Below are 20934 nucleotides of genomic sequence, written 5' to 3'. Positions count from 1 at the left end.
GATTCGTGAAACGGTGGTATCGGTCGGCGGCCGGTCATGCGCCCGCGCGCATCAGCGCTTCGATCTCGTCGGCGTCGACCGGCACGCCGCGCGTGATCAGTTCGCAGCCGTGCTCGCGCACGATCGCGTCGTCCTCGATGCGGATGCCGATGTTCCAGTACTCGGGCGGCACGTCGTCGGCCGCGCGCACGTACAGGCCGGGCTCGACCGTCAGCGTCATGCCGGGCTTCAGCGTGCGCCACGGCAGCGCGCCGTTGGCGTCACGCGCGGCGAGCCGCTCGCGGTAGTCGCCGCAGTCGTGCACGTCCATCCCGAGCCAGTGGCCCGTGCGGTGCATGTAGAAGCGCGTGTACGCGCGCTCGGCGATCACGTCGTCGACGCTCGAGAAGCGGGCCTTCGGGATGATGCCGGTGTCGAGCAACCCCTGCGCGAGCACGCGCACGGCCGCATCGTGCGGCGCCTCGAACGGCACGCCCGCGCGCGTCGCATCGATCGCGGCCTGCTGCGCGGCGAGCACGATGTCGTACAGCGTGCGCTGCGCGGGCGAGAAGCGCCCGTTGGCCGGGAACGTGCGCGTGATGTCCGACGCATAGCCGTCGAGTTCGCACGCGGCGTCGATCAGGATCAGGTCGCCGTCCCGCGCGGCCGCGTTGCCGGCCGGGTAGTGCAGCACGCACGCGTTCGCGCCGGCCGCGACGATCGAGCCGTACGCGGGCGACTGCGCGCCGTGCTTGCGGAACAGGTACAGCAGCTCGGCCTCGAGTTCGTATTCGCGGATGCCGGGGCGGCACGCCTGCATCGCGCGGCGGTGCGCGAGCGCGGAGATGTGCGCGGCGCGCATCATGATCGCGAGTTCGTGTTCGTCCTTCACGAGCCGCATGTCGTCGAGCAGCGGCGTGAGGTCGAGCAGCGCGTCCGGCGCGGCGACGCCCGTGCGCGCCAGCGCGCGCACCGCGTCGATCCAGCCGGCGAGCTGGCGGTCGAAGTCGGCCGATGCGCCGAACCGGTAGTGCACGGTGCCCGCGTCGGCGAGCAGGCGCGGCATCTCGGTGTCGATCACGTCGACCGCGAATGCCGCATCGAAGCCGAACGCGTCGCGCGCGGCCTCGGGGCCGTAGTGAAAGCCTTCCCAGATCTCGCGGTCGACGTTCTTGCCGCGGCAGAACAGGATCGACTCCGGCGCGCCGTGCGGCGCGGCCGCGTTCAGCACGAGCACGGCATCCGGCTCGGTGAAGCCCGTCAGGTAATGGAAGTAGCTGTCGAACCGGTACGGGTAGGCCGTATCGCGGTTGCGCAGCAGTTCCGGCGCGGTGGGAACGATGGCGACGCCGCCGCCCGCGGCACGCAGTGCGGCAAGCACGCGTTCACGGCGCTGGCGGTAGACGTCGACGGCGATGGCGGTATCGATGGGCGCATTCATCGTGCGATTGTAGCGCCGCGCGACGCGGTGCGTGAGAGGGGCGCCCGAAGCCGCGCCGGAAGGCCGCGCGGCGGTTGTTGCAAACCATCCACAGGCCGGGCCGGCGATTTTCTACCCGGCCGCGCCGGCCGGTTATGATCGGCGACAACGTATACTCTCGGCGGTTCCCCAAAAAAGGCAGATGATGAAATTAATCGGTTCGCTCGGCAGCCCGTACGTCCGCAAGGCGCGGATCGTGCTCGCTGAAAAGAAGATCGACTACAAGCTGGAGCTCGAGAACGTGTGGGCGCCGGACACGAATATTCATGCATCGAACCCGCTCGGCAAGGTGCCGTGCCTCGTGATGGAGGATGGTGCCGCGGTGTTCGATTCCCGCGTGATCTGCGAATACGTCGACACGCTGTCGCCGGTCGGCAAGCTGATTCCGCCGTCGGGCCGCGAGCGCGTCGAGGTGCGCTGCTGGGAAGCGCTGGGCGACGGCGTGCTCGACGCGGCGGTCGCGATTCGCGTCGAACACACGATGCGCGACGAGGCGCAGCGCAGCGCGAGCTGGATCGCCCGCCAGCAGCGCAAGATCGACGACGGTCTCGTCGCGATGTCGCAGGGCCTCGGCGGCAAGACCTGGTGCGTCGGCAATCATTACACGCTGGCCGACATCGCACTCGGCTGCGCGCTCGGCTACCTCGATTTCCGGATGCCCGAGCTCAACTGGCGCGATCGCCACCCGAACCTCGACAAGCATTTCGTGAAGCTGCAGCAGCGGCAATCGTTCGCCGACACGCTGGCGCAGAGCTGAGCGGCCGGCCACGCAGTCCCGCATTCGGCAGACAAAAGAAAAGCGCCCCGCGGGGCGCTTTTCTTTTTGCCGCGCGGGCCGCCGGCGGAACGGGGCGGCCGCGCGCGTCACTCGATCGACGCGTACACGGCCTCGCCGAGCGTGAACGAATCGCTGCGCGCGATCGGCCACCACTTGTCGTACAGCGTGAAGCCGCAGGTTCGGCCGTCGAGCAGCGCGCCGGGCTTCAGGTACTTCAGCAACTGCGACATCAGCCGCACCTCGTGCGGCGCGACCCGCTGCACGATGTGATGCGCGCGCAGCTCGGACGGATGGCCGAGGCCGGCCGCCTGCACGAGTTCCTGCAGCGCATGCAGCGTATTGCGGTGGAAGTTGTACACGCGCTCGGCCTTGTCGGGCACGACGAGCGCGCGCTGGCGCACCGGGTCCTGCGTCGCGACGCCGGTCGGGCAACGGTCGGTGTGGCAGTGCTGCGCCTGGATACAGCCGACCGCGAACATGAAGCCGCGCGCCGAGTTCACCCAGTCCGCGCCGATCGCGAGCGTGCGGGCGATGTCGAACGCGGTGATGATCTTGCCGCTCGCGCCGATCTTCACGCGGTCGCGCACGCCGATCCCGACGAGCGTGTTGTGCACGAGCAGCAGCCCTTCCTGCAGCGGCACGCCGACGTGGTCGGTGAATTCGAGCGGCGCCGCGCCGGTGCCGCCTTCCGCGCCGTCTACGACGATGAAGTCGGGCACGATGCCGGTCTCGATCATCGCCTTCGCGATGCCGAAGAATTCCCACGGATGGCCGATGCACAGCTTGAAGCCGGTCGGCTTGCCGCCCGACAGCGTGCGCAGCCGTTCGACGAATTCGAGCAGCCCGCGCGGCGTGGAGAACTCCGAGTGCGTCGCGGGCGAGATGCAGTCCTTGCCCATCGGCACGCCGCGCGTCTCGGCGATTTCCGGCGTGATCTTCGCGGCCGGCAGCACGCCGCCGTGGCCGGGCTTCGCGCCCTGCGACAGCTTCACCTCGATCATCTTGACCTGCGGATCGGCGGCCTGCTTCGCGAACTTGTCGGGGTTGAACGTGCCGTCTTCGTTGCGGCAGCCGAAATAGCCGGACGCGATTTCCCAGATGATGTCGCCGCCGTTCTCGCGGTGGTACTTGGACAGCGAACCTTCGCCGGTATCGTGCGCGAACCCGCCTTTCTTCGCGCCGAGGTTCAGCGAGCGGATCGCGTTCGCGGACAGCGAGCCGAAGCTCATCGCCGAGATGTTGAAGATCGAAATGTCGTACGGTTGCGCGCGATTCGCGCCGACGCGGATGCGGAAATCGTGGTTCGGCAGTTTCGTCGGCGCGAGCGAGTGGCTGATCCATTCGTGCGCGACGGCCTTCACGTTCAGCTCGGTGCCGTACGGGCGGTTGTCGGCGACGTTCTTCGCGCGCTGGTACACGAGGCTGCGCTGCGCACGCGAGAACGGTTTCTCGTCGGTGTCGTCCTCGACGAAGTACTGGCGGATTTCAGGTCGGATGAATTCGAACAGGAAGCGGAAGTGGCCCCAGAGCGGGTAGTTGCGCAGGATCGCGTGACGGTCCTGCTTCAGGTCGTACAGGCCGAGCGCGACGAGGGCGACGGGGATGATGATCCACAACCAGGACAGCACGTGGGCCGACGCGAGCGCGGCCGCCGCGACGAGCAACAGGACGGCACACCACATCGCCAGATAGCGTCGTGAAAGCATGGGGACTCCATAAGAATCTTGAAATGCCGCCATGCGTGCGCTGCGCGGCGGCGCGCCGGCCGCGGCGGATTCGTGTTCCGCCGGGCGCGGCGTGCCGCAAGTCTAAACCGAATACGTGTCAGCGTGCGTCGGCGAGCGCCGGTGCGTGGCCTTCCGCCGGTGCGGCCCGACCGGGCGCGTCGGTTGCCGCGAGCTCGATGATGCCGCCGCCGAGGCAGATCTCGCCGTCGTACAGCACGGCCGACTGGCCGGGCGTGACGGCCCACTGCGCGTCGTCGAACGCGAGCGAGAAGCGCGCTTCGCCTGCCGGGCCGGGCGCGGCCGCGCCGAACGCGCAGGCGGCGTCGGCCTGCCGGTAGCGCGTTTTCGCGCCGCACGCGAAGCCGTCGGCCGGCGGCTCGCCGGCGACCCAGCTCACGTTGCCGGCGACGAGCTGGCGCGACAGCAGCCACGGATGATCGTGGCCCTGCACGACGTACAGCGTGTTCGACGCGATGTCCTTCGCGGCGACGAACCACGGTTCGCCGCTGCCGCTCTTGCTGCCGCCCAGGCCGATGCCCTTGCGCTGGCCGAACGTGTAGAACGCGAGGCCGATGTGCTCGCCGACCACCTTGCCGTCGGGCGTCTTCATCGGGCCGGGCTTCGTCGGCAGGTAGCGGTTCAGGAAATCGCGGAACGGCCGTTCGCCGATGAAGCAGATGCCGGTCGAATCCTTCTTCTTCGCGTTCGGCAGCCCGATCTGCGCGGCGATCTCGCGCACTTTCGTCTTCGGGATCTCGCCGAGCGGGAACATCGTCTTCGACAGTTGCGCCTGGTTCAGCCGGTGCAGGAAGTACGACTGGTCCTTCGTATGATCGAAGGCCTTCAGCAGTTCGAAGCGTCCGTCGCGCTCGCGCACGCGTGCATAGTGGCCGGTCGCGATCATTTCCGCGTCGAGCGACATCGCGTGGTCGAGGAACGCCTTGAACTTGATCTCGGCGTTGCACAGCACGTCGGGGTTCGGCGTGCGGCCGGCCGAGTATTCGCGCAGGAACTCGGCGAACACGCGGTCCTTGTATTCGGCGGCGAAGTTGACGGCCTCCACGTCGATGCCGATCAGGTCGGCCACCGACACGACGTCGATCCAGTCCTGGCGCGTCGAGCAGTATTCGCCGTCGTCGTCGTCTTCCCAGTTCTTCATGAACAGGCCGACCACGTCGTAGCCCTGTTCCTTCAACAGCCACGCGGTCACCGACGAATCGACGCCGCCCGACATGCCCACTACTACACGGCGCTTGCTCATTTGTTGACCGCCTGACGTTCGAATGCTTCGGGGCGCGGCGCGACCGAATGCGTGTGCACGAAATCGAGCGGAATGCGCCGCCCGGCGAGATAGTCGTCGACGCAGCGCATCACGGCGGGCGAGCGGTGACGCTCGCTGCACGCGCGCAGTTCGTCGGCCGTCATCCACAGCGTGCGGACGATGCCGTCGTCGAGCACGTGGCCCGCGACCGGTTCGCCGGCCGTGCCGCAGAACGTGAAGCGCAGGTAGGTCGCGCCGGCGGTGCCGGGGCGGTCGTAGTGCGCGAGATAGACGCCGACGAGCGCGTCGGGCGTGAACGGGTGCGCGGTTTCCTCGAGCGTTTCGCGGATCACGGCGTCGGCCAGCGTTTCGCCGGCCTCGAGATGGCCTGCCGGCTGGTTGATGCGCAGGCCCGTCGAGGTTTCTTCCTCGATCACGAGAAAGCGGCCGGCGTGCTCGACGAGCGCGGCGACCGTCACATGCGGGGTCCAGATTTCGGGTTTCATGGATCGGCATTTTACCGGTTGCGCCCGAACGCTGCCGGCCGTCTGGTCTTGCGAATCCGACCCCGTAAGCTGCGCGTCTTGCCGTCGGGGGGGGCGATGCGGTGCCGGCGGGCGCCGCGGCCGTGCGCGATCGATCGTGCGGAAGGTGCGGGCACGGCCGTCGTCCCGGGTGGAAAGCGGCGCCAGCGCGGTTGCGGGTGGTGTGCGGCACGCGCCGGCGGCGCGGCCGGCAATCCCGACGCACGTGCATTCACGGCGCGACGAGGCGCGTGACGCACGCGGCGATCGTGTCGCGGACGCGCACGATCGCCGGGTCGCGCTGCGTGCTCGTGCGCCAGCCGATTTCGACCGGATAGCGCGGCAGGTCGACCGGGCAGGCAAGCGCGCGCAGCGGCGTGGAATGGGCGATCGCGCGCGCCGCGTGCGCGGGAATCGTCGCGACCGCGTCGGAGCCGGCGAGCAGGTACGGCAACGCGGCGAAATGCGTGGTCGACGCTGCGACGCGCCGCTTGTGGCCGAGCGCGGCCAGCGCCTCGTCGACGATCCCGATCACGCCGCCCGACGACACGAGCAGGTGGTCGCGCCGCAGGAAATCGGCGAGCGTCAGCGCGCGCGGCGGCTGCGCGCGGGCGGCCGGATCGATCAGGCAGGCGTACCCGCCCGTCGCGACCGCACGCCGGCTCAGCCCGTTCGCCGAGAACCCGCCCGACGCGATCGCGAGATCGACGCCGTGCCGCAGCAGCGCGTCGCCGGCGATGCCGCTGTGGGTCTGCCGGAAGATCAGCCGGATGCCCGCGGCTTCCCGCGCGACCGCATCGATCAACGCGCGGCCGAGCGCGATCTCGAAGTCGTCCGACAGCCCGACCGAGATCGTGCGGCCGACGCGGTCGCCGCTGTCGGCCGCGATCGCGAGGCTTTCGCGGCAGCGGTCGAGCGCGTCGGACAGGATCGGCTTCAGTTCGTCCGCGCGCGGCGTCGGCGCGAGCCCGCGGCCGGTGCGCACGAACAGCGGATCGGCGTAGATCACGCGCAGCCGCGCAAGCGCCGCGCTGACGGCCGACTGCGTGAGGTCGAGCCGCAGCGCCGCGCGGCTCGCGCCGCCTTCCTCGTACAGCGCCTCGAACACCTTCAGCAGGTTCAGGTCGAGGCCGGCGATATCATCTGCATTCATGTCAGTTATCGTTGTATCGATTTGATCGATGAAATGATATCGATAAAGATGGCGTCACCTCATTCACCGGAGACGCCTTCATGTCCACGTCAGTCATCGCCGCGCTGCAGATCGGCGCATCGCCCGCCGGCACGCGCGCCACGCTCGACACGATCCTCGGCTACGAAACCGCGATCCGCGACAGCGGCGCGTCGCTCGTCGTGCTGCCCGAGGCCGTGCTCGGCGGTTATCCGAAAGGCGAGATCTTCGGCACGCGCCTCGGCTACCGGCTGCCCGAGGGCCGCGACGCGTATGCGCGCTACGCCGCGCAGGCGATCGACGTGCCGGGTCCGGAAACCGACGAGCTGGCCGCGCTGTCGCAGCGCACGGGCGCGAGCCTCGTGGTCGGCGTGATCGAGCGCGGCGGCAGCGCGCTGTACTGCACGGCGCTGTTCTTCGATCCGCGCGACGGGCTCGTCGCGAAACACCGCAAGTTGATGCCGACCGGCACCGAACGGCTGATCTGGGGGCAGGGCGACGGCTCGACGCTGCCCGTCGTCGAGACGGCAGCCGGCCGCGCGGGCGCGGCGATCTGCTGGGAGAACCACATGCCGCTGCTGCGCTGCGCGATGTACGCGAAAGGCGTGCAGATCTGGTGTGCGCCGACCGTCGACGAGCGCGATCTGTGGCAGAACTCGATGCGGCACATCGCGCACGAAGGGCGCTGCTTCGTCGTGAGCGCGTGCCAGGTGCAGCCGTCGCCGCGCGCGCTCGGTATCGACGTGCCGGGCTGGGATCCCGAGCGGCCGCTGATCCGCGGCGGCAGCGTGATCGTCGGGCCGCTCGGCGACCTGCTGACCGAGCCGCTGATCGGCGAGGCCGGGCTCGTGACCGCGCGTATCGATACCGACGAACTCGTGCGGGCGCGTTACGACTTCGACGTCGTCGGCCACTACGCGCGGGCGGACGTGTTTTCGCTGCACGTGGACGAGCGGCCGAAGCGGCCGGTGGTGTTCGGCGGCTAATCGGCGAGTAATGAAGGCCGGACCGGCGCCGGCGCGCGCCCCTTGCTCGGTGGACGCCCGCTGCCGTGCCGCGTCAGCGCATCGGCGCTTCCGCGATCCGCATGTAGTCGGCGATCCGCCGCCCTTCCATGTCCGGAAACTGCTCGTGCACGGTGATGTCGCCCATGCGCGCGATGTCGAAGGTGCGGAAATCGCCGCGCAGCTCGCACCACGCGCCGATCGTCCAGCGCCCGCCCCAGTACACGAGCCCGAGCGGCCAGACGCGGCGTTGCGAATGCGCGCCGAGCCGGTCGCGATAGTCGAAACCGACGACGTGGCGCGTGTCGATGGCCTGGTGGATCGCGTCGACCTTGGCGCAGAACGTCTCGTCGATGTGGAACGACGGCGCGAACACCGGCAGGCGGTCGAGCGCCGTGCGCTTGTCGGCCGGCATCGCCGACGCGATCTTCGCGAGCGCCGAGCGCGCGCCGCTCGCGAAACGCGCGCCGCCCCAGGTTTCGAGCATCCGCGCGCCGGTGGCGAGCGCCGCCAGCTCCTCGGCCGTGAACGTGAGCGGCGGCAGGCTCGCGTTGCGGTTCAGCCGGTAGCCGATGCCGGCCTCGCCTTCGATCGGCACCCCCGACAGTTGCAGGTCGCGCACGTCGCGATAGACCGTGCGCGGCGACACCGACAGCCAGTCGGCCAGCTGTTGCGCGGTCGTGAGACGACGCCCGCGCAACAGCTCGGCGATCTGGAACAGGCGGTCGGCACGGCGGGTCATGACGGCACCTCGATTCCTCTGGCTACGGGGATTTCGCGATGATAGCGCCGCGCCGGGCCGCCGGCCGGTGCGCTCAGTGGCATTTCGGCGCGTGCAGGCCGACGCGGTTGCCTTCGGTGTCGATCAGGTAGCCGACGTAGCCGTAGTTGTTCGGCAGCTCGACGACCGAGCCCTGCACGACGCCGCCCGCGCGCTTCGCGCGTTCGAGCGCCGCGACGACCGATTCGCCGGCGTTCAGGTAGACGAGCACGCCGTTCGCGCTCGGCTTGATCTGCTGCGGATCGAACACGATGCTGCCGCCGGTGCTCGACGCTTCGTGATCGAACGTGGCCATCGGCACGCCGCCGATGATCGCGCGCTGCAACGTGGTTTGCAGCACGGTTTCGTAAAAGCGGATCGCCCGTTCGAAATCGAGGGACGGGATGTCGAACCACGCGATTGCGCGTTCCAGGGTGGCGGTGGCCGTTGCGGACGTCATGACGAGCTCCTTGTTGCGTTGTTATTCGGGTTCGGTGTGGAAACCAGCCTGCATTGCGCCGGGATTGAAGTGTGAGCGCGGGCTGCTGACACCGTATTGTCAGTAGAGTTGTCACCCTTGACATGCAACCATGGGGTTGCGCAATGACGCCATTGACCCGGGAGCGGCATGGACCCGGGAGCGGCATGGACCTCGTTTTGTTGGCGGCCGGGGTCGTGCTGGGAACGTCAGGACGACGACGATCCGTCGCGGGTCGACATCGTCGGCGAGGTAATCGAGAACGGTCCGCCGCGCCGGCTGGTCGTCACGTGGCGCACGCCGTCGGGGGGAGGGTGAAGAATCGCGCGGGATCTACCTCGTCGAGCCGCAGGCCGGCGTCGTGAAGCGGACCGTCACGCACGACGGGCTCGTGCCCGGTTCGGAGAGGGATCGCGGGATTCGCGGCGGCTGGCCGGTCGTGCTGTCGAGCCTGAAGACGCTGCTCGAGACCGGGCGTGCACTGCCATTCAGGATGGCGCGCGGGTCGGAGTCGAAGCACTGAAACGAAACGCCGCCGTTGCCGCGGGTGCGGTAACGGCGGCGTTTGTCGGTGCCGCGGCGGCCGCACGGGCGGCCCCGATGGACGCGGATTACGCGTCGCCGCCTTCCGGCGCGGCCGGACGCGCCTTCACGCTGCCGGCGATCAGGTCGAAGCGGAACAGCCGGCACTCGAGCGCGCCGTTGAACAGCGGGGTCTTTGCCGATTCGCGCAGCCGCAGCTGGCCCGGCAGCGAACGGTCGGATGTCAGCAGGAACGCCTGCCAGCCCGTGAAGCGCTGCTTCAGCGCATCGCCCAGCACGTTGAAGAACTCGCTGTCCGGTGCGTCGGTGTGCGTGCGTCGGAACGCATCGTCGTTGCCGCGGTTGCGGCCGGTTTCGCGCACCTCGCCGCGCGCGCTGCGGCCGCGCACTTCGATCCGCTCGCCGTACGGCGGGTTCGCGAGGATGATGCCCGGCGCGTCGCACGGCGGCGTCATCCCGCGCGCGTCGACCTGCTTGAGCCACACCGACGGCACGCCCGCGCGCTCGAGGTTCGCGCGCGCCTTCTCGAGCATGTCGCCGGAGATGTCGCTGCCGTACACGCCGAGCGCTTCGTTGCGCTTGCCGCGCGCCGCGCGCTTCGCGTCCAGCGCCGGGACCTTCAGGCCCTGCCACGCGGTGATGTCGTACTGCTTGAGCTTTTCGAAGCCGAACCGGCGTTCGACGCCGGGCGCGACGCCGAGCGCGATCTGCGCGGCTTCCGCGAGGAACGTGCCGCTGCCGCACATCGGGTCGTACAGCGCGGTGCCGGGCGTCCAGCCCGTCAGGCGCAGGATGCCGGCCGCGAGGTTCTCGCGCAGCGGTGCCGCGCCCTTGTCGAGGCGCCAGCCGCGCTTGAACAGCGGCTCGCCCGACGTATCGAGGTACAGCGTGCATTCGTTGGCCGTCAGGAACGCGAACACGCGCACGTCCGGCGCACCGGTGTCGATGCTCGGGCGCGCGCCGGTCTTGTCGCGCATCCGGTCGCAGATCGCGTCCTTCACGCGCAGCGTCGCGAACTCGAGGCTCTTCAGCGGCGACTTGATCGCGGTGATGTCGACGCGCAGCGTCTGCGTGGCGGCGAACCAGCGCTCCCACGGCTGCTCGAGCGCGAGCGCATAGACGTCCTGCTCGTTGCGGTACGCGCGGTGCGCGATCTTCAGCAGGATCCGGCTCGCGATCCGCGAATGGAGGTTCGCGGCCATGCCGGCGGCCCAGCCGCCGCTGAAATGGACGCCGCCCGGCACCTGCGCGCCCGCGGTGAACGGCGCACCGTTCAGGTGGCGGCCGGCGATTTCGGCCAGCTCGGCGGCAAGCGCCGCTTCGAGGCCGCGCGGGCAGGGGGCGAAGAATTCAAACAGGGTGGGCGAGGACATAAGGCGGTGAGGACGTGCAAAAGTCCACTATTGTACGCGGCGCGGGCGGCCGGGGCCGGCGTTTCGGCGCCGCACCGCCCGCGCGACGGCCGCGGGCGCGCACCGGGAGACCGGTGCGGCGCGGCCTGACGCGCCCGCCGCGGGTTCAGTGGGTCAGTGCGAGCCCGTGTGGCCGGCGCGCGCGGCCTGGCCGCCGGCCGGCCAGAACAGCGCGAGCGGATGCGACAGCACCGTGCGGACGATCGCGGCGACGAGCGCGCGCACCTTGGTCGGGCGCAGGCTGCGCGAGCGCACGGCCATCGTAAACGCGAGCGCGAAGCTGACGAGCACGTTGAGGATCGCCATGCTGAGCACGCCGGCGGCGGCCCACCACAGTTCGGGCGTGCTCAGCGCACTCTTGCCCAGCACGCCGAGCGCGACCCCGATCGAGCCGGCCGACAGCGTCACGTGACGCACCTCGAACGGGAACACGAACACGCTGACGATCGCCGGGATCAGGCCGAGCATCAGGCCGAGGCCGACGTTCGCGACCACGCCGGCGACGTTCGACCGGCAGAAATGCGCGAGCTTCGCGGCACCGGCCGCGCCGAGCGTGAGGCGCAGCCGGCGGTTGTAGGTGAGCGCGTCGCCGACGCGGTGCAGCACGAACCAGTTGTCGGCCCAGCCCGCGAGCAGGCTCGACGCCCACAGCAGCACGCCCGTGAGCGCCGCGTAGAACGGCGTCGGGCCGAGCAGCGAGAACGAGTGCAGCGTCGCATGCGCCTTCTCCGGCGAGATCACGTTCGTGTGCAGCACGTTGCCCGCGAACAGCTGCACGAGCAGGCAGACGGGCAGCACGACGAGCACGTTGCCGGAAATCGCGGCCGCCTGCGTGCGGATCAGTGCGATCACCGACGACACGAACGCCTTCACGCCTTCGTCGTGGCCGGTGTCGTCGAGTTCGCGCGCCAGCGTCGGCGCGGTCATCGCGGGCTGCTTGGTCGCGAGCGTGAAGTGCAGGAAGTGCATCAGCATGAAGCTGGCCGCGTAGTTGATGCCCGCGAGCAGCCCTTCGAGCATCGACTGCAGGTGCGCGCCCGTGATCGCGAACTTCACGCACACGGTCACGACGGTGACGAGGCCGCCGCCCGCGGCCATCCGCAGCATCTTCAGGTATTCGGCGCGGCCGCGCGAGATGTAGTGCTCGCCCGTGTCCGCGTTGGTCTCGACGAGCTTGCGTGCGAACAGCGAGAAGTTGCTGCGCACGAGGTGCGTGACGCTCTGGCTGTTCTGGTTCGCGTCGACCAGCTCGGCCGTCAGGCGGGCCATTCCGTGCAGGTCGTCGCGGGCCATCCACGCGTTCAGCAGCGTCTCCGCGCGCAGGATGCGCATGCGCATCCGCTCGACCTGGAACACGATGTCGACCGACACGCCGTTGCGGTACAGGTGCGAGAACACGTCGTCGACGGCGATCCGGCATTCGTCGAGCAGCACGCGCAGGTAGTTCACCTCGTGCAGCAGCTTGCTCGGGTCGCCGCCGTCCTCGACGGCCGCGTGCGCGGTCTCGACCGCGAGCATCGCGCGCGTGAGGCGGTAGAACGGCTGTGATTCGAGCGGCTTGCGCGCATCGTCGTCGGACAGCCGGCTGCGCACCGTCTGCGACAGGCCGGTCGAGCTGATCTGGCAGGTCAGGTTATGCAGCGCGGCCAGCAGGTCGCGCGAGAACGAGCCGGGCTCGTGGCGTTCCTCCTCGGTGACGTCGAACGAGATCAGCTCGGCGAGGCGCGCGAGCAGGTCGTCGGGCAGCGCGTCGATCCATTTCGCGTCCTCCGGTGCCGGGAACATCAGCGTGAACAGTGCCGACAGCTCGCGGCGGTTCGGCGCGGGCGGGATCAGCGACGAGTCGATCCGCTCGAACAGCGCGCCGAAGAAGCCCGAGTGCACGGGCATGCCGGCGTCGCACAGCAGCGAGATGCCGTCGCATTCGCGCAGGATGCCGCGCAGGATGCGCGCGGCGTGCGCTTTCCAGGCGGGGTTGCGATCGAGCACGTGGAACAGGTAGCGCAGCCGCGCATGGGCCGGATACGCGCGCGTGTCGGCGTCGCGCTCGGCCGGGGTCTCCTGCATCGTGCCGTTGCGGCGCAGCCAGTGCGCGAGCTCGATCAGCCATTCGCTGCGCTCGGCATACGATGCATCGGCGTCGGCGTGCGCGAGCAGCGCATCGAGCTGGTGACCGGCATTGCGCGACGCGCGCCACTTCTTGATCAGGGTCGTCAGGGAACGAAACATAAACGGAATAGCGAAAGCCCTGGACGGGCGGGTTCGGGATGCCGGCCGGGGAAGCGGCACGGCGCCGGGGAGAACGGGTGAGACGGGGCGGTGGCCGGACGATGCGCGGCAACCCGCGATGCGGCTGCCCCGCTGCGCTGCACGCCGATCGCGTGCGGGCGCCGGGAGGCACGGCGGTCGGGCCGAACGCGGCCCGGCGCCGCTGGCTGGCGCGCACGACGAACGGCGCGAGCCGGAAAGTGCGTAGGATCGTCAATCGGGCCGGAAAACGCAAGCCGACCGCGTTGGCCGGCGCCGGTTCCGGCCGATTTGACAAACAATGCAAACTCGCGGTTCGGCGCGATGCGCGGGGCCGGTCGCGGCGGCGTGATGCCGGCCGGTAACGGGCGGCGATCGCTATCGGATGCGCCGCGCGGGCCAGCGTCGCATCGAACGCTCGCCTGCGCGGCGCCCGCTCAGGCGCCGGACTTGCCCGTCGCGCCGGCGTCGCCGCCCGAGGTCGGGTTGGCCGGGCACGGCACGACCGGCGCGGCGGCCGTCTTGCTGCCGGACGCAGGCGCCGGCGTGGCCGCCGTGCCGCGGCGTGCGGCCATCGCGCGTACGCCGGCCGCGGCTTGCGTCGCAATCACGTCGAGCGCGCGCCGGTGGCCGGCGACGAGCGCGTCGTAGCCGTCGGCGACCGGTTCCGCGACGCTCGTGCGGCACGTCATCACGGCCTGCGTGGCGAGCGAGCGCACGCTCCACACCGCGTCGACCGCAGCGCGCTTGCCCGGCCACGACTCGAAGCGCTGCACGTTCACGCTGATGCGATACACGGGCACACCGGGCGGCGTCGCGGAATTCGCGACGTCGATCGTGCCGAGCTGCGCGGCGAGATCGTCCGACAGCGCGCGGCGGATCTCGTCGGCGGGCGGCGACGCCCAGCGCTCCTGCTCGAGCACGTCGACCTGCGCGGCGTTCTTTTGCACGACCAGCTGGTTCTTCGCGACCTGCTCGGGCACGCCGACGGACGGCACCTCGATCAGGAACGCCGGGTTGGCCGGCGCGGTGCGCAGCGGCGCCGCGGCGTCGGCCGGGCTCAGCGTGTAGAACCGGGCGGGCGGCGAGCTGCACGCGGCGAGCGCGAGGGCGGCGAGGGCCGCCGCCGCGCTGCGCGCGAAACCGTTCACGCGTGTCGTCATTGCTTGTCTCCTGGCTTGCCCTTGAGCAGCGATTCGGGGTGACGCTCGAGATAGTCGGCGAGCGCGTTCAGCGATTGCAGCGTGCGCGTGAGTTCCTTCAGCGCGCCGCGCACGTCGGACTGCAGCGGCGAATCCTGCTGCAGCGTCGCCTCGGCGGTCGAGAAGGTCTGCTTGGCGGCCGACAGCGTGTCGCGCGCTTCCGGCGCGACCTGCGTGTCGAGCTGCTTGAACAGCTTGTCGGCGTTCGACAGCGCGCTGTTCAGGTTCGCGCCGATCTGGTCGAACGGCACCTTGTCGAGCTTCTTCGCGATGTCGGCGACCTGCAGCTGCAGTTCGTCGAGCGTATTCGGCACGGTCGGCAGCTCGAGCGGCTGGCGTGCCGTGTCGATCTTCACGACCGGCGCCTTCGGGAAGAAGTCGAGCGCGACGTACAACTGGCTCGTCAGCAGGTTGCCGGTGCGCAGCTGGCCGCGCAGCCCGTGCTGGACGAGCCGCTCGACGATCTCGCGACGGGCCGGTTCGCCCTTGCTCTCGATCGATTCGCGGAAGCGGCGGCCGAGACGTTCCGGATACACGTTCATCGTCACCGGCATCAGGAAGTTCTTCGTCTTCGGATCGAAGTCGATGCCGATGTTCGTCACTTCGCCGAGCACGATGCCGCGGAAGTCGACCGGCGCGCCGACGGCGAGCCCGCGCAGCGACTGGTTGAAGTTCATCACGACCTGCAGCGGCTGGCCGTCCGGGTCGCGCATCGCGTCGCCTTCGTCGGAGCCGAGGCGGAACGTCGTGTTGTTCGGCGCCGTCGCGCCGCTGCCCTGGTTCGGCGGCGTCTGGAACGCGATGCCGCCGAGGATCACCGTCGCGAGCGACTGCGTGTTCAGCTTCAGGCCGCTCGAATCGAGCCGCAGGTCGACGCCGCTCGCCTGCCACCAGCGCGAGTTGACGCCGACGTACTGGTCGTACGGCGCATTGACGAACACGTTGAACGTGACGCCCGTGCCGTCCTTGTCGAGCGAGAACCCGACCACCTGGCCGACCTGCACGCGGCGGTAATAGACCGGCGAGCCGATGTCGACCGAGCCGAGCGAATCGCCGCGCAGCACGTACTGCGTGCCTTTCTGGTCGCCCGTGACGGCGGGCGGCGTCTCGAGGCCCGTGAAGTCGGTCAGCGTATCCTGCCCGTGGCCGGCGTCGACGCCGATGTACGCGCCGGACAGCAGCGTACCGAGCCCCGACACGCCGGTCGCGCCGACGCGCGGCCGCACGATCCAGAAGCGCGAGCCCTTGACCGCGAAGTCCTCGGCTTCCTTCTTCAGCTGCACCTGGACGAGCACGCGCGACAGGTCCTTCGACAGCTTGATCGTCTTGACCATGCCGATCTCGACGTCCTTGTACTTGACCTGGGTCTTGCCGGGCTCGAGCCCTTCGGCGCTGTGGAAGCTGATCGTGATTTCCGGGCCGCGTTCGCGCACGGACTTGATCACGAGGCCGATGCCGATCAGCGCGGCGATCAGCGGCACGAGCCAGACGAGCGACGGCAGCCAGCCGCTTTTCGTCGAGATCGTCGGATCGGGCGGCCGGGGCGCGTCGTGCTGCGGGCCTTGTGGACTATTCATGGTGATTCCCTGAGTTTTCGACTGGATCCCAGATCAGGCGGGGATCGAACTGCATCGACGCGAGCATCGTCAGGATCACGACGGAACCGAACGCGAGCGCGCCGGGGCCGGCCGTGATGACGGCGAGCGAACGGAAATGGACGAGCGCGACGGTCAGCGTCACGACGAAGATGTCGAGCATCGACCAGCGGCCGATGCGCTCGACGATCCGGAACAGCCGCGTGCGCTGCTGCGGCCGCCACGCGGTGCGGCGCTGCGCGCTGATCACGAGGATCAGCAGCACGCCGAGCTTGAGCATCGGCACGAGGATGCTCGCGACGAACACGACGACGGCGAGCGGCCAGTCGCCCGACACCCAGAAATAGATGACGCCGCTCATGATCGTGTCTTCCTGCGAGCCGACGATCGACGCGGTGCGCATGATCGGCAGCAGGTTCGCGGGAATGTAGAGGATCGCGGCCGCGAGCAGCAGCGCCCAGGTGCGCATGATGCTGTTCGGGGTACGGAAGTGCAGTGCGGTGCCGCAGCGCGCGCAGTGCGCGTGCGGCCGGTCGAGCGTCTGTACGAGCCCGCACGTGTGGCAGCTCGCGTAGCCTTCGCGTGCGGCGGTCGGTGTCGTCATCGGCGGGTGGCTTCCGGCAGCGGGGCGGCCGAGTCGGGTTGCCCGGGCGAGCGCCCGGCGCGCAGGTCGTCGGCGATGTCCCACAGCGTGCGCGGATCGAACATCAGCACGACCGCGATCATCAGCGTGAGTGCGGCGAACGCGAACAGCGCGGCGTCGGGCACGACGCGCGCGAGGCTCACCATCTTCACGATCGTGACCAGAATGCCGAGCATGAACACCTCGATCATGCCCCACGGCCGCACGAGCTCGATCGCGCGCAGGACCAGGTTGAAACCGGGCGGCACGACGCCGCGGCGGATCGGCAGCAGCAGGTACAGCAGCGCGGCCATCTCGACGAGCGGGAACAGCACGGTCGAGCAGAACACCATCACGCCGACGATCGCCATGTCCTGGTGCCACAGCGAATCGATCGCGCCGATCAGCGTGGTCTGCACGCGGTTGCCGTTCACGTCCATTTCGAGGATCGGGAACGCCTGCGCGATCGTGAACGTGATCAGCGCGGCGAGCGCGAGCGCGCAGATCCGCTCGATCTGCGCGGCGCTGTTGCGGTACAGCAGCGCGTCGCAGCGCGGACAGCGCGCGATTTCGCGGCCGCTCAGGCGTGGTTTGTGCAACAGTGCGTCGCACTCGTGACAGGCAATCAGGTCGTTTCGTTGCATGGAAAAGGCAGTTGTGCGACGGCTGGGGGAACGCGTCGACGGGGCCGGAACCCGCGCCAATCTTACCAAAAGGCCTTTTTCGGTGTGTCAAGGATCGTGCGCGTCGTGACCGATCGGTAACATGGCGGCAAGCCGTCAGCCGGCTGGCACGCCTGTCCTCAGAGTCCGCGCGCGTCAAAAGGTTGCGGTAGCATGGCGCCCTTGACAAGCGTCGGACTCCTGGCCGGCGCGGCCGTTCGCTGAACTGAGGAACTCCAAGATGGCATCGAATTCGCTGCCGGCCCGGCCGGTGCGCTACACGCAGACCGCAATCGCGCTGCACTGGCTGATCGCGCTGCTGATCGTCTGCGGCTTCGCGCTCGGCTGGGTGATGACCGACATCCCCGGCTTCACGCCGACGAAGCTGAAGTACTTCTCGTGGCACAAGTGGATCGGCGTGACGGTGTTCGCGCTGGCGGTGATCCGCGTGCTGTGGCGGGCGACCCACCTGCCGCCGTCGCTGCCCGGCGATACGCCCGCGTGGCAGCGCGCGGCGTCGCACGGCGTGCACATGCTGCTCTACGCGCTGATGATCGTGATCCCGGTGACGGGCTACCTGTACAGCTCGGCATCGAACATCCCGGTCGTGTATCTCGGCATCGTGCCGTTGCCGCGGCTGATCGACCCCGATCCGGTGCTCAAGGAAACCTTCAAGACGCTGCACGTGTCTTTGAATTACATTCTGCTTGCACTCGTCGCGATGCACGTGCTCGCGGCGCTCAAGCACCAGGTGTTGGACCGCGACGGCCTGCTGTCGCGAATGCTTCCCTTTGCCAAATGAAGGATCCCATGAAAGTGTCTTTCTCCCGCTCCATGCTGACCGCGTTCGCCGCGGCGGCACTTGTCGCGTCGGGCGCGGCGCACGCCGATGTCGATCTCGCGAAGAGCAAGGTGTCCGCCGTGTCGAAGCAGATGAACGTGCCCACCGAAGGCGCGTTCAAGAAGTTTTCCGCGCAGGTGAAGTTCGATCCGGCGAAGGCCGCGCAGGGCAGCGCGCAAATGACCATCGACATCGCGAGCTTCGACCTCGGCGACAAGATGTACAACGACCAGGTCGCCGGCAAGGACTGGTTCGACGCGAAGGCGTATCCGCAGGCGACGTTCGTGTCGTCGGCGATCGCGCCGGCGGGCGGCAACAAGTACAACGTGACCGGCAAGCTGACGATCAAGGGCAAGTCCGAGACCGTCACGGTGCCCGTCACGGTCGCGCAAAGCGGCGCGACGCTGACGTTCGACGGCGTGCTGCCGATCAAGCGTTCGGCCTTCAACGTCGGCACCGGCGAGTGGAAGGACACGTCGATCGTCGCCGACGAAGTGCAGATCAAGTTCCATCTCGTCGCCACGAAGTAAGCGGCGGGCTGTCGCTTCACCCGAATGCCGCGCGAGGGCGCGGCGCCGTTCCAAGGAGAATGAGTTTGAAAAAGCATCTGATCATCGCCGCGGGCGCGCTGGCCGCGTCCCTGTCGTTCTCGGCCTTCGCCGAAAGCGCGACGTACCAGTTCGACCCGAGCCACACGTACCCGAGCTTCGAGGCCGACCACTTCGGCGGCCTGTCGGTCTGGCGCGGCAAGTTCGACAAGTCGAGCGGCACCGTGACGCTCGACCGCGCGGCGAAGACCGGTACGGTCGACGTGACGACCGACATCGCGTCGATCCACACGGGCAGCGCGAAGCTCGACGAGCACCTGCAGACGGCCGAATTCTTCGACGTGGCGAAGTTCCCGCAGGCGAACTACAAGGGCACGATCAAGTTCGACGGCGACAAGCCGGTGTCGGTGGTCGGCAACCTGACGCTGCACGGCGTCACGAAGCCGCTCACGCTGAAGATCGACTCGTTCAAGTGCATGCCGCACCCGATGCTCAAGCGTGAAGTGTGCGGCGTCGACGCGGTCGGCGAATTCAGCCGCGACGACTTCGGCCTCGACTACGGCAAGCAGTACGGCTTCAAGATGAAGACGAAGCTGCTGATCACGGCCGAAGCGGTCAAGCAGCAGTAAGGCTTCCGGCGAGGCCGGCCGCCGTGCCGGCCTGCCGCGGGCCCGACCGCCGCGCTCCCGTTACCGGGGGCGCGGCGGTTTTTTTTGCGCGCCTATAATCGCCCGAGCGCCGCGTGCGGCGCCGGGCAGGCCGACGGCGCGACAGCGGCTGCCTCGAACAGAACGTACAACGACAAGGAGATCGCCGATGCATGCCGTCACGCCGTCCCGTTCCATTGCCTCGTCGCCGCGCGTATGGCGCGCGGTGGTCGCCGCGTCGATCGGCAATGCGCTCGAGTGGTTCGATCTCGTCGTCTACGGCTTCTTCGCGGTGACGATCGCGAAACTGTTCTTCCCGGCCGGCAACGACACCGTGTCGCTGCTGCTCACGCTCGGCACGTTCGGCGTGTCGTTCTTCATGCGGCCGCTCGGCGCGATCGTGCTCGGCGCGTATGCCGACCGCGCGGGCCGCAAGGCCGCGCTCACGCTGTCGATCCTGCTGATGATGGCCGGCACGCTGATCATCGCGGTGCTGCCGACCTACGAGACGATCGGCGTCGCCGCGCCGGTGATCCTCGTCGCCGCGCGGTTGATGCAGGGCTTCTCGGCCGGCGGCGAGTTCGGCAGCGCGACCGCGTTCCTCGCCGAACACGTGCCGGGCCGGCGCGGCTTCTTCGCGAGCTGGCAGGTCGCGAGCCAGGGGCTCACGACGCTGCTCGCCGCCGGCTTCGGCACCGTGCTGAATGCGCAGCTCTCGGCCGCGCAGATGGCGTCGTGGGGCTGGCGCGTGCCGTTCTTCTTCGGGCTGCTGCTCGGGCCCGTCGCGTACTACATCCGCACGAAGGTCGACGAGACGCCCGAATTCCTCGCGGCCGAAGGCACCGCGAACCCGCTGCGCGACACGTTCGCCTCGCACAAGGCGCGCCTGGTTGCCGCGATGGGCGTGGTCGTGCTCGGCACCGTCGCCACCTATCTCGTGCTGTTCATGCCGACCTACGGCGTGAAGCAGCTCGGCCTCGCGCCGTCCGCCGCGTTCGCGGCGATCCTCGTCGTCGGCGTGATCCAGATGGCGTTCGCGCCGCTCGTCGGCCACTGGTCGGATCGATACGGCCGCGTGCGCGTGATGATCGCGCCGGCCGTCGGCATCCTCGTGCTGATCTATCCGGCGTTCGCGTACCTCGTCGCGCATCCGGGCTTCGGCACGCTGATCGCGCTGCAGGTGCTGCTCGCGTTCCTGATGACGGGCTACTTCGCGGCGCTGCCGGGCCTGTTGTCCGAGGTGTTTCCGGTGCAGACGCGCACGACCGGGATGTCGCTCGCGTACAACGTCGCGGTGACGATCTTCGGCGGCTTCGGGCCGTTCATCATCGCGTGGCTGATCCGCGCGACCGGGATGAAGACGGCGCCCAGTTTCTACCTGATGTTCGCGGCCGTGCTGAGCCTCGCGGCGCTGGCCGTGCTCCGTCGACGGTTCGGTTTCCGGTAGCGGGGC

General features: G+C 69.1%; 20 protein-coding genes. 7 read left to right on the top strand and 13 right to left on the bottom strand.

Translation table 11 applies throughout. The features are described 5' to 3' along the window. Positions 1–34: 34 nt before the first annotated feature. The gene (locus HWX00_RS18640) at positions 35–1420 is read right to left on the bottom strand and encodes an aminopeptidase P N-terminal domain-containing protein (protein WP_175028616.1); all 1386 of its coding nucleotides are present in this window, start codon (positions 1418–1420) and stop codon (positions 35–37) included. 181 nt (positions 1421–1601) lie between these two features. On the opposite strand from HWX00_RS18640, the gene HWX00_RS18635 reads away from it, so the two are divergent. Beyond that, complete coding sequence (locus HWX00_RS18635) at positions 1602–2216, top strand: glutathione S-transferase family protein (RefSeq protein ID WP_175028615.1); 615 nt, start codon at positions 1602–1604, stop codon at positions 2214–2216. A gap of 107 nt (positions 2217–2323) precedes the next feature. On the opposite strand, the gene HWX00_RS18630 is transcribed toward HWX00_RS18635, so the two are convergent. The 4 genes from HWX00_RS18630 to HWX00_RS18615 form a co-directional block, all read right to left on the bottom strand. Further along, positions 2324–3943, bottom strand: a complete 1620-nt coding sequence (locus tag HWX00_RS18630; protein WP_034187126.1) for an FMN-binding glutamate synthase family protein — start codon at positions 3941–3943, stop codon at positions 2324–2326. Between the two features lie 118 nt (positions 3944–4061). Then, positions 4062–5225 (bottom strand): tRNA 2-thiouridine(34) synthase MnmA, encoded by a 1164-nt coding sequence (gene mnmA / locus HWX00_RS18625; protein ID WP_034187127.1) that lies wholly within the window; start codon positions 5223–5225, stop codon positions 4062–4064. Next, positions 5222–5731 carry an NUDIX hydrolase gene (locus HWX00_RS18620; protein ID WP_049030822.1) on the bottom strand — a complete coding sequence of 170 codons (510 nt, stop codon included), beginning with the start codon at positions 5729–5731 and terminating at the stop codon, positions 5222–5224. Before HWX00_RS18620 ends, mnmA begins: the two co-directional genes overlap by 4 nt. Before the next feature lie 250 nt (positions 5732–5981). Further along, positions 5982–6902, bottom strand: coding sequence for a LysR family transcriptional regulator (locus tag HWX00_RS18615; RefSeq protein WP_034187129.1), 921 nt, complete (start codon positions 6900–6902; stop codon positions 5982–5984). A gap of 80 nt (positions 6903–6982) precedes the next feature. On the opposite strand from HWX00_RS18615, the gene HWX00_RS18610 reads away from it, so the two are divergent. Continuing rightward, positions 6983–7906 carry a carbon-nitrogen hydrolase family protein gene (locus tag HWX00_RS18610; RefSeq protein WP_175028614.1) on the top strand — a complete coding sequence of 308 codons (924 nt, stop codon included), beginning with the start codon at positions 6983–6985 and terminating at the stop codon, positions 7904–7906. A 73-nt stretch (positions 7907–7979) separates the two neighbouring features. Here HWX00_RS18610 and HWX00_RS18605 read toward each other — a convergent pair whose 3' ends face one another. Then, complete coding sequence (locus tag HWX00_RS18605; protein WP_034187131.1) at positions 7980–8666, bottom strand: helix-turn-helix transcriptional regulator; 687 nt, start codon at positions 8664–8666, stop codon at positions 7980–7982. Positions 8667–8739: 73 nt separating this feature from the next. After that, complete coding sequence (locus tag HWX00_RS18600; protein ID WP_034187132.1) at positions 8740–9144, bottom strand: VOC family protein; 405 nt, start codon at positions 9142–9144, stop codon at positions 8740–8742. Between the two features lie 379 nt (positions 9145–9523). On the opposite strand from HWX00_RS18600, the gene HWX00_RS18595 reads away from it, so the two are divergent. Next, positions 9524–9685, top strand: coding sequence for an SRPBCC family protein (locus tag HWX00_RS18595; RefSeq protein ID WP_083286615.1), 162 nt, complete (start codon positions 9524–9526; stop codon positions 9683–9685). Positions 9686–9773: 88 nt separating this feature from the next. Here the strand turns inward: HWX00_RS18595 and HWX00_RS18590 are convergent, their stop codons facing one another. The 6 genes from HWX00_RS18590 to HWX00_RS18565 all read right to left on the bottom strand — a co-directional run bounded on the left by HWX00_RS18590 (position 9774) and on the right by HWX00_RS18565 (position 17427). Continuing rightward, entirely contained in the window at positions 9774–11078 is a 1305-nt protein-coding gene (locus tag HWX00_RS18590; protein ID WP_034187133.1) for a THUMP domain-containing class I SAM-dependent RNA methyltransferase, read from the bottom strand. 153 nt (positions 11079–11231) lie between these two features. Further along, positions 11232–13346 carry a site-specific recombinase gene (locus HWX00_RS18585; RefSeq protein ID WP_175029242.1) on the bottom strand — a complete coding sequence of 705 codons (2115 nt, stop codon included), beginning with the start codon at positions 13344–13346 and terminating at the stop codon, positions 11232–11234. A gap of 455 nt (positions 13347–13801) precedes the next feature. Next, the gene (locus HWX00_RS18580) at positions 13802–14527 is read right to left on the bottom strand and encodes a PqiC family protein (protein ID WP_034187135.1); all 726 of its coding nucleotides are present in this window, start codon (positions 14525–14527) and stop codon (positions 13802–13804) included. Further along, positions 14524–16143: a PqiB family protein gene (locus HWX00_RS18575; RefSeq protein ID WP_049028429.1), complete on the bottom strand. Its 1620-nt coding sequence runs from the start codon at positions 16141–16143 to the stop codon at positions 14524–14526. Before HWX00_RS18575 ends, HWX00_RS18580 begins: the two co-directional genes overlap by 4 nt. Then, positions 16136–16765 (bottom strand): paraquat-inducible protein A, encoded by a 630-nt coding sequence (locus HWX00_RS18570; RefSeq protein WP_049028430.1) that lies wholly within the window; start codon positions 16763–16765, stop codon positions 16136–16138. Before HWX00_RS18570 ends, HWX00_RS18575 begins: the two co-directional genes overlap by 8 nt. Continuing rightward, positions 16762–17427 (bottom strand): paraquat-inducible protein A, encoded by a 666-nt coding sequence (locus HWX00_RS18565; protein WP_175029243.1) that lies wholly within the window; start codon positions 17425–17427, stop codon positions 16762–16764. The genes HWX00_RS18570 and HWX00_RS18565 overlap by 4 nt, the downstream gene beginning before the upstream one ends. Before the next feature lie 259 nt (positions 17428–17686). On the opposite strand from HWX00_RS18565, the gene HWX00_RS18560 reads away from it, so the two are divergent. The 4 genes from HWX00_RS18560 to HWX00_RS18545 all read left to right on the top strand — a co-directional run bounded on the left by HWX00_RS18560 (position 17687) and on the right by HWX00_RS18545 (position 20928). Continuing rightward, positions 17687–18247: a cytochrome b gene (locus HWX00_RS18560; RefSeq protein ID WP_175029244.1), complete on the top strand. Its 561-nt coding sequence runs from the start codon at positions 17687–17689 to the stop codon at positions 18245–18247. A gap of 8 nt (positions 18248–18255) precedes the next feature. Continuing rightward, positions 18256–18816 carry a YceI family protein gene (locus HWX00_RS18555; RefSeq protein ID WP_175029245.1) on the top strand — a complete coding sequence of 187 codons (561 nt, stop codon included), beginning with the start codon at positions 18256–18258 and terminating at the stop codon, positions 18814–18816. A 65-nt stretch (positions 18817–18881) separates the two neighbouring features. Further along, positions 18882–19463 (top strand): YceI family protein, encoded by a 582-nt coding sequence (locus HWX00_RS18550; protein ID WP_034187441.1) that lies wholly within the window; start codon positions 18882–18884, stop codon positions 19461–19463. 187 nt (positions 19464–19650) lie between these two features. Continuing rightward, positions 19651–20928: an MFS transporter gene (locus HWX00_RS18545; RefSeq protein ID WP_124607867.1), complete on the top strand. Its 1278-nt coding sequence runs from the start codon at positions 19651–19653 to the stop codon at positions 20926–20928. The last annotated feature ends 6 nt before the right edge of the window (positions 20929–20934 follow it).

The sequence above is a fragment of the Burkholderia seminalis DSM 23518 genome (assembly GCF_902832885.1).
In the GTDB taxonomy this organism is placed as follows: domain Bacteria; phylum Pseudomonadota; class Gammaproteobacteria; order Burkholderiales; family Burkholderiaceae; genus Burkholderia; species Burkholderia seminalis.
The sequence above is the reverse complement of the archived record's forward strand: the minus strand, read 5'-3'. Positions and strand labels throughout refer to the sequence as shown.

Bases quoted from the DNA above. Each gene is read 5' to 3' on its own strand.
- HWX00_RS18640 (WP_175028616.1), bottom strand. From the start codon at position 1,420: ATGAATGCGCCCATCGATACCGCCATCGCCGTCGACGTCTACCGCCAG.
- HWX00_RS18635 (WP_175028615.1), top strand. From the start codon at position 1,602: ATGATGAAATTAATCGGTTCGCTCGGCAGCCCGTACGTCCGCAAGGCG.
- HWX00_RS18630 (WP_034187126.1), bottom strand. From the start codon at position 3,943: ATGCTTTCACGACGCTATCTGGCGATGTGGTGTGCCGTCCTGTTGCTC.
- mnmA (WP_034187127.1), bottom strand. From the start codon at position 5,225: ATGAGCAAGCGCCGTGTAGTAGTGGGCATGTCGGGCGGCGTCGATTCG.
- HWX00_RS18620 (WP_049030822.1), bottom strand. From the start codon at position 5,731: ATGAAACCCGAAATCTGGACCCCGCATGTGACGGTCGCCGCGCTCGTC.
- HWX00_RS18615 (WP_034187129.1), bottom strand. From the start codon at position 6,902: ATGAATGCAGATGATATCGCCGGCCTCGACCTGAACCTGCTGAAGGTG.
- HWX00_RS18610 (WP_175028614.1), top strand. From the start codon at position 6,983: ATGTCCACGTCAGTCATCGCCGCGCTGCAGATCGGCGCATCGCCCGCC.
- HWX00_RS18605 (WP_034187131.1), bottom strand. From the start codon at position 8,666: ATGACCCGCCGTGCCGACCGCCTGTTCCAGATCGCCGAGCTGTTGCGC.
- HWX00_RS18600 (WP_034187132.1), bottom strand. From the start codon at position 9,144: ATGACGTCCGCAACGGCCACCGCCACCCTGGAACGCGCAATCGCGTGG.
- HWX00_RS18590 (WP_034187133.1), bottom strand. From the start codon at position 11,078: ATGTCCTCGCCCACCCTGTTTGAATTCTTCGCCCCCTGCCCGCGCGGC.
- HWX00_RS18585 (WP_175029242.1), bottom strand. From the start codon at position 13,346: ATGTTTCGTTCCCTGACGACCCTGATCAAGAAGTGGCGCGCGTCGCGC.
- HWX00_RS18580 (WP_034187135.1), bottom strand. From the start codon at position 14,527: ATGACGACACGCGTGAACGGTTTCGCGCGCAGCGCGGCGGCGGCCCTC.
- HWX00_RS18575 (WP_049028429.1), bottom strand. From the start codon at position 16,143: ATGAATAGTCCACAAGGCCCGCAGCACGACGCGCCCCGGCCGCCCGAT.
- HWX00_RS18570 (WP_049028430.1), bottom strand. From the start codon at position 16,765: ATGACGACACCGACCGCCGCACGCGAAGGCTACGCGAGCTGCCACACG.
- HWX00_RS18565 (WP_175029243.1), bottom strand. From the start codon at position 17,427: ATGCAACGAAACGACCTGATTGCCTGTCACGAGTGCGACGCACTGTTG.
- HWX00_RS18560 (WP_175029244.1), top strand. From the start codon at position 17,687: ATGGCATCGAATTCGCTGCCGGCCCGGCCGGTGCGCTACACGCAGACC.
- HWX00_RS18555 (WP_175029245.1), top strand. From the start codon at position 18,256: ATGAAAGTGTCTTTCTCCCGCTCCATGCTGACCGCGTTCGCCGCGGCG.
- HWX00_RS18545 (WP_124607867.1), top strand. From the start codon at position 19,651: ATGCATGCCGTCACGCCGTCCCGTTCCATTGCCTCGTCGCCGCGCGTA.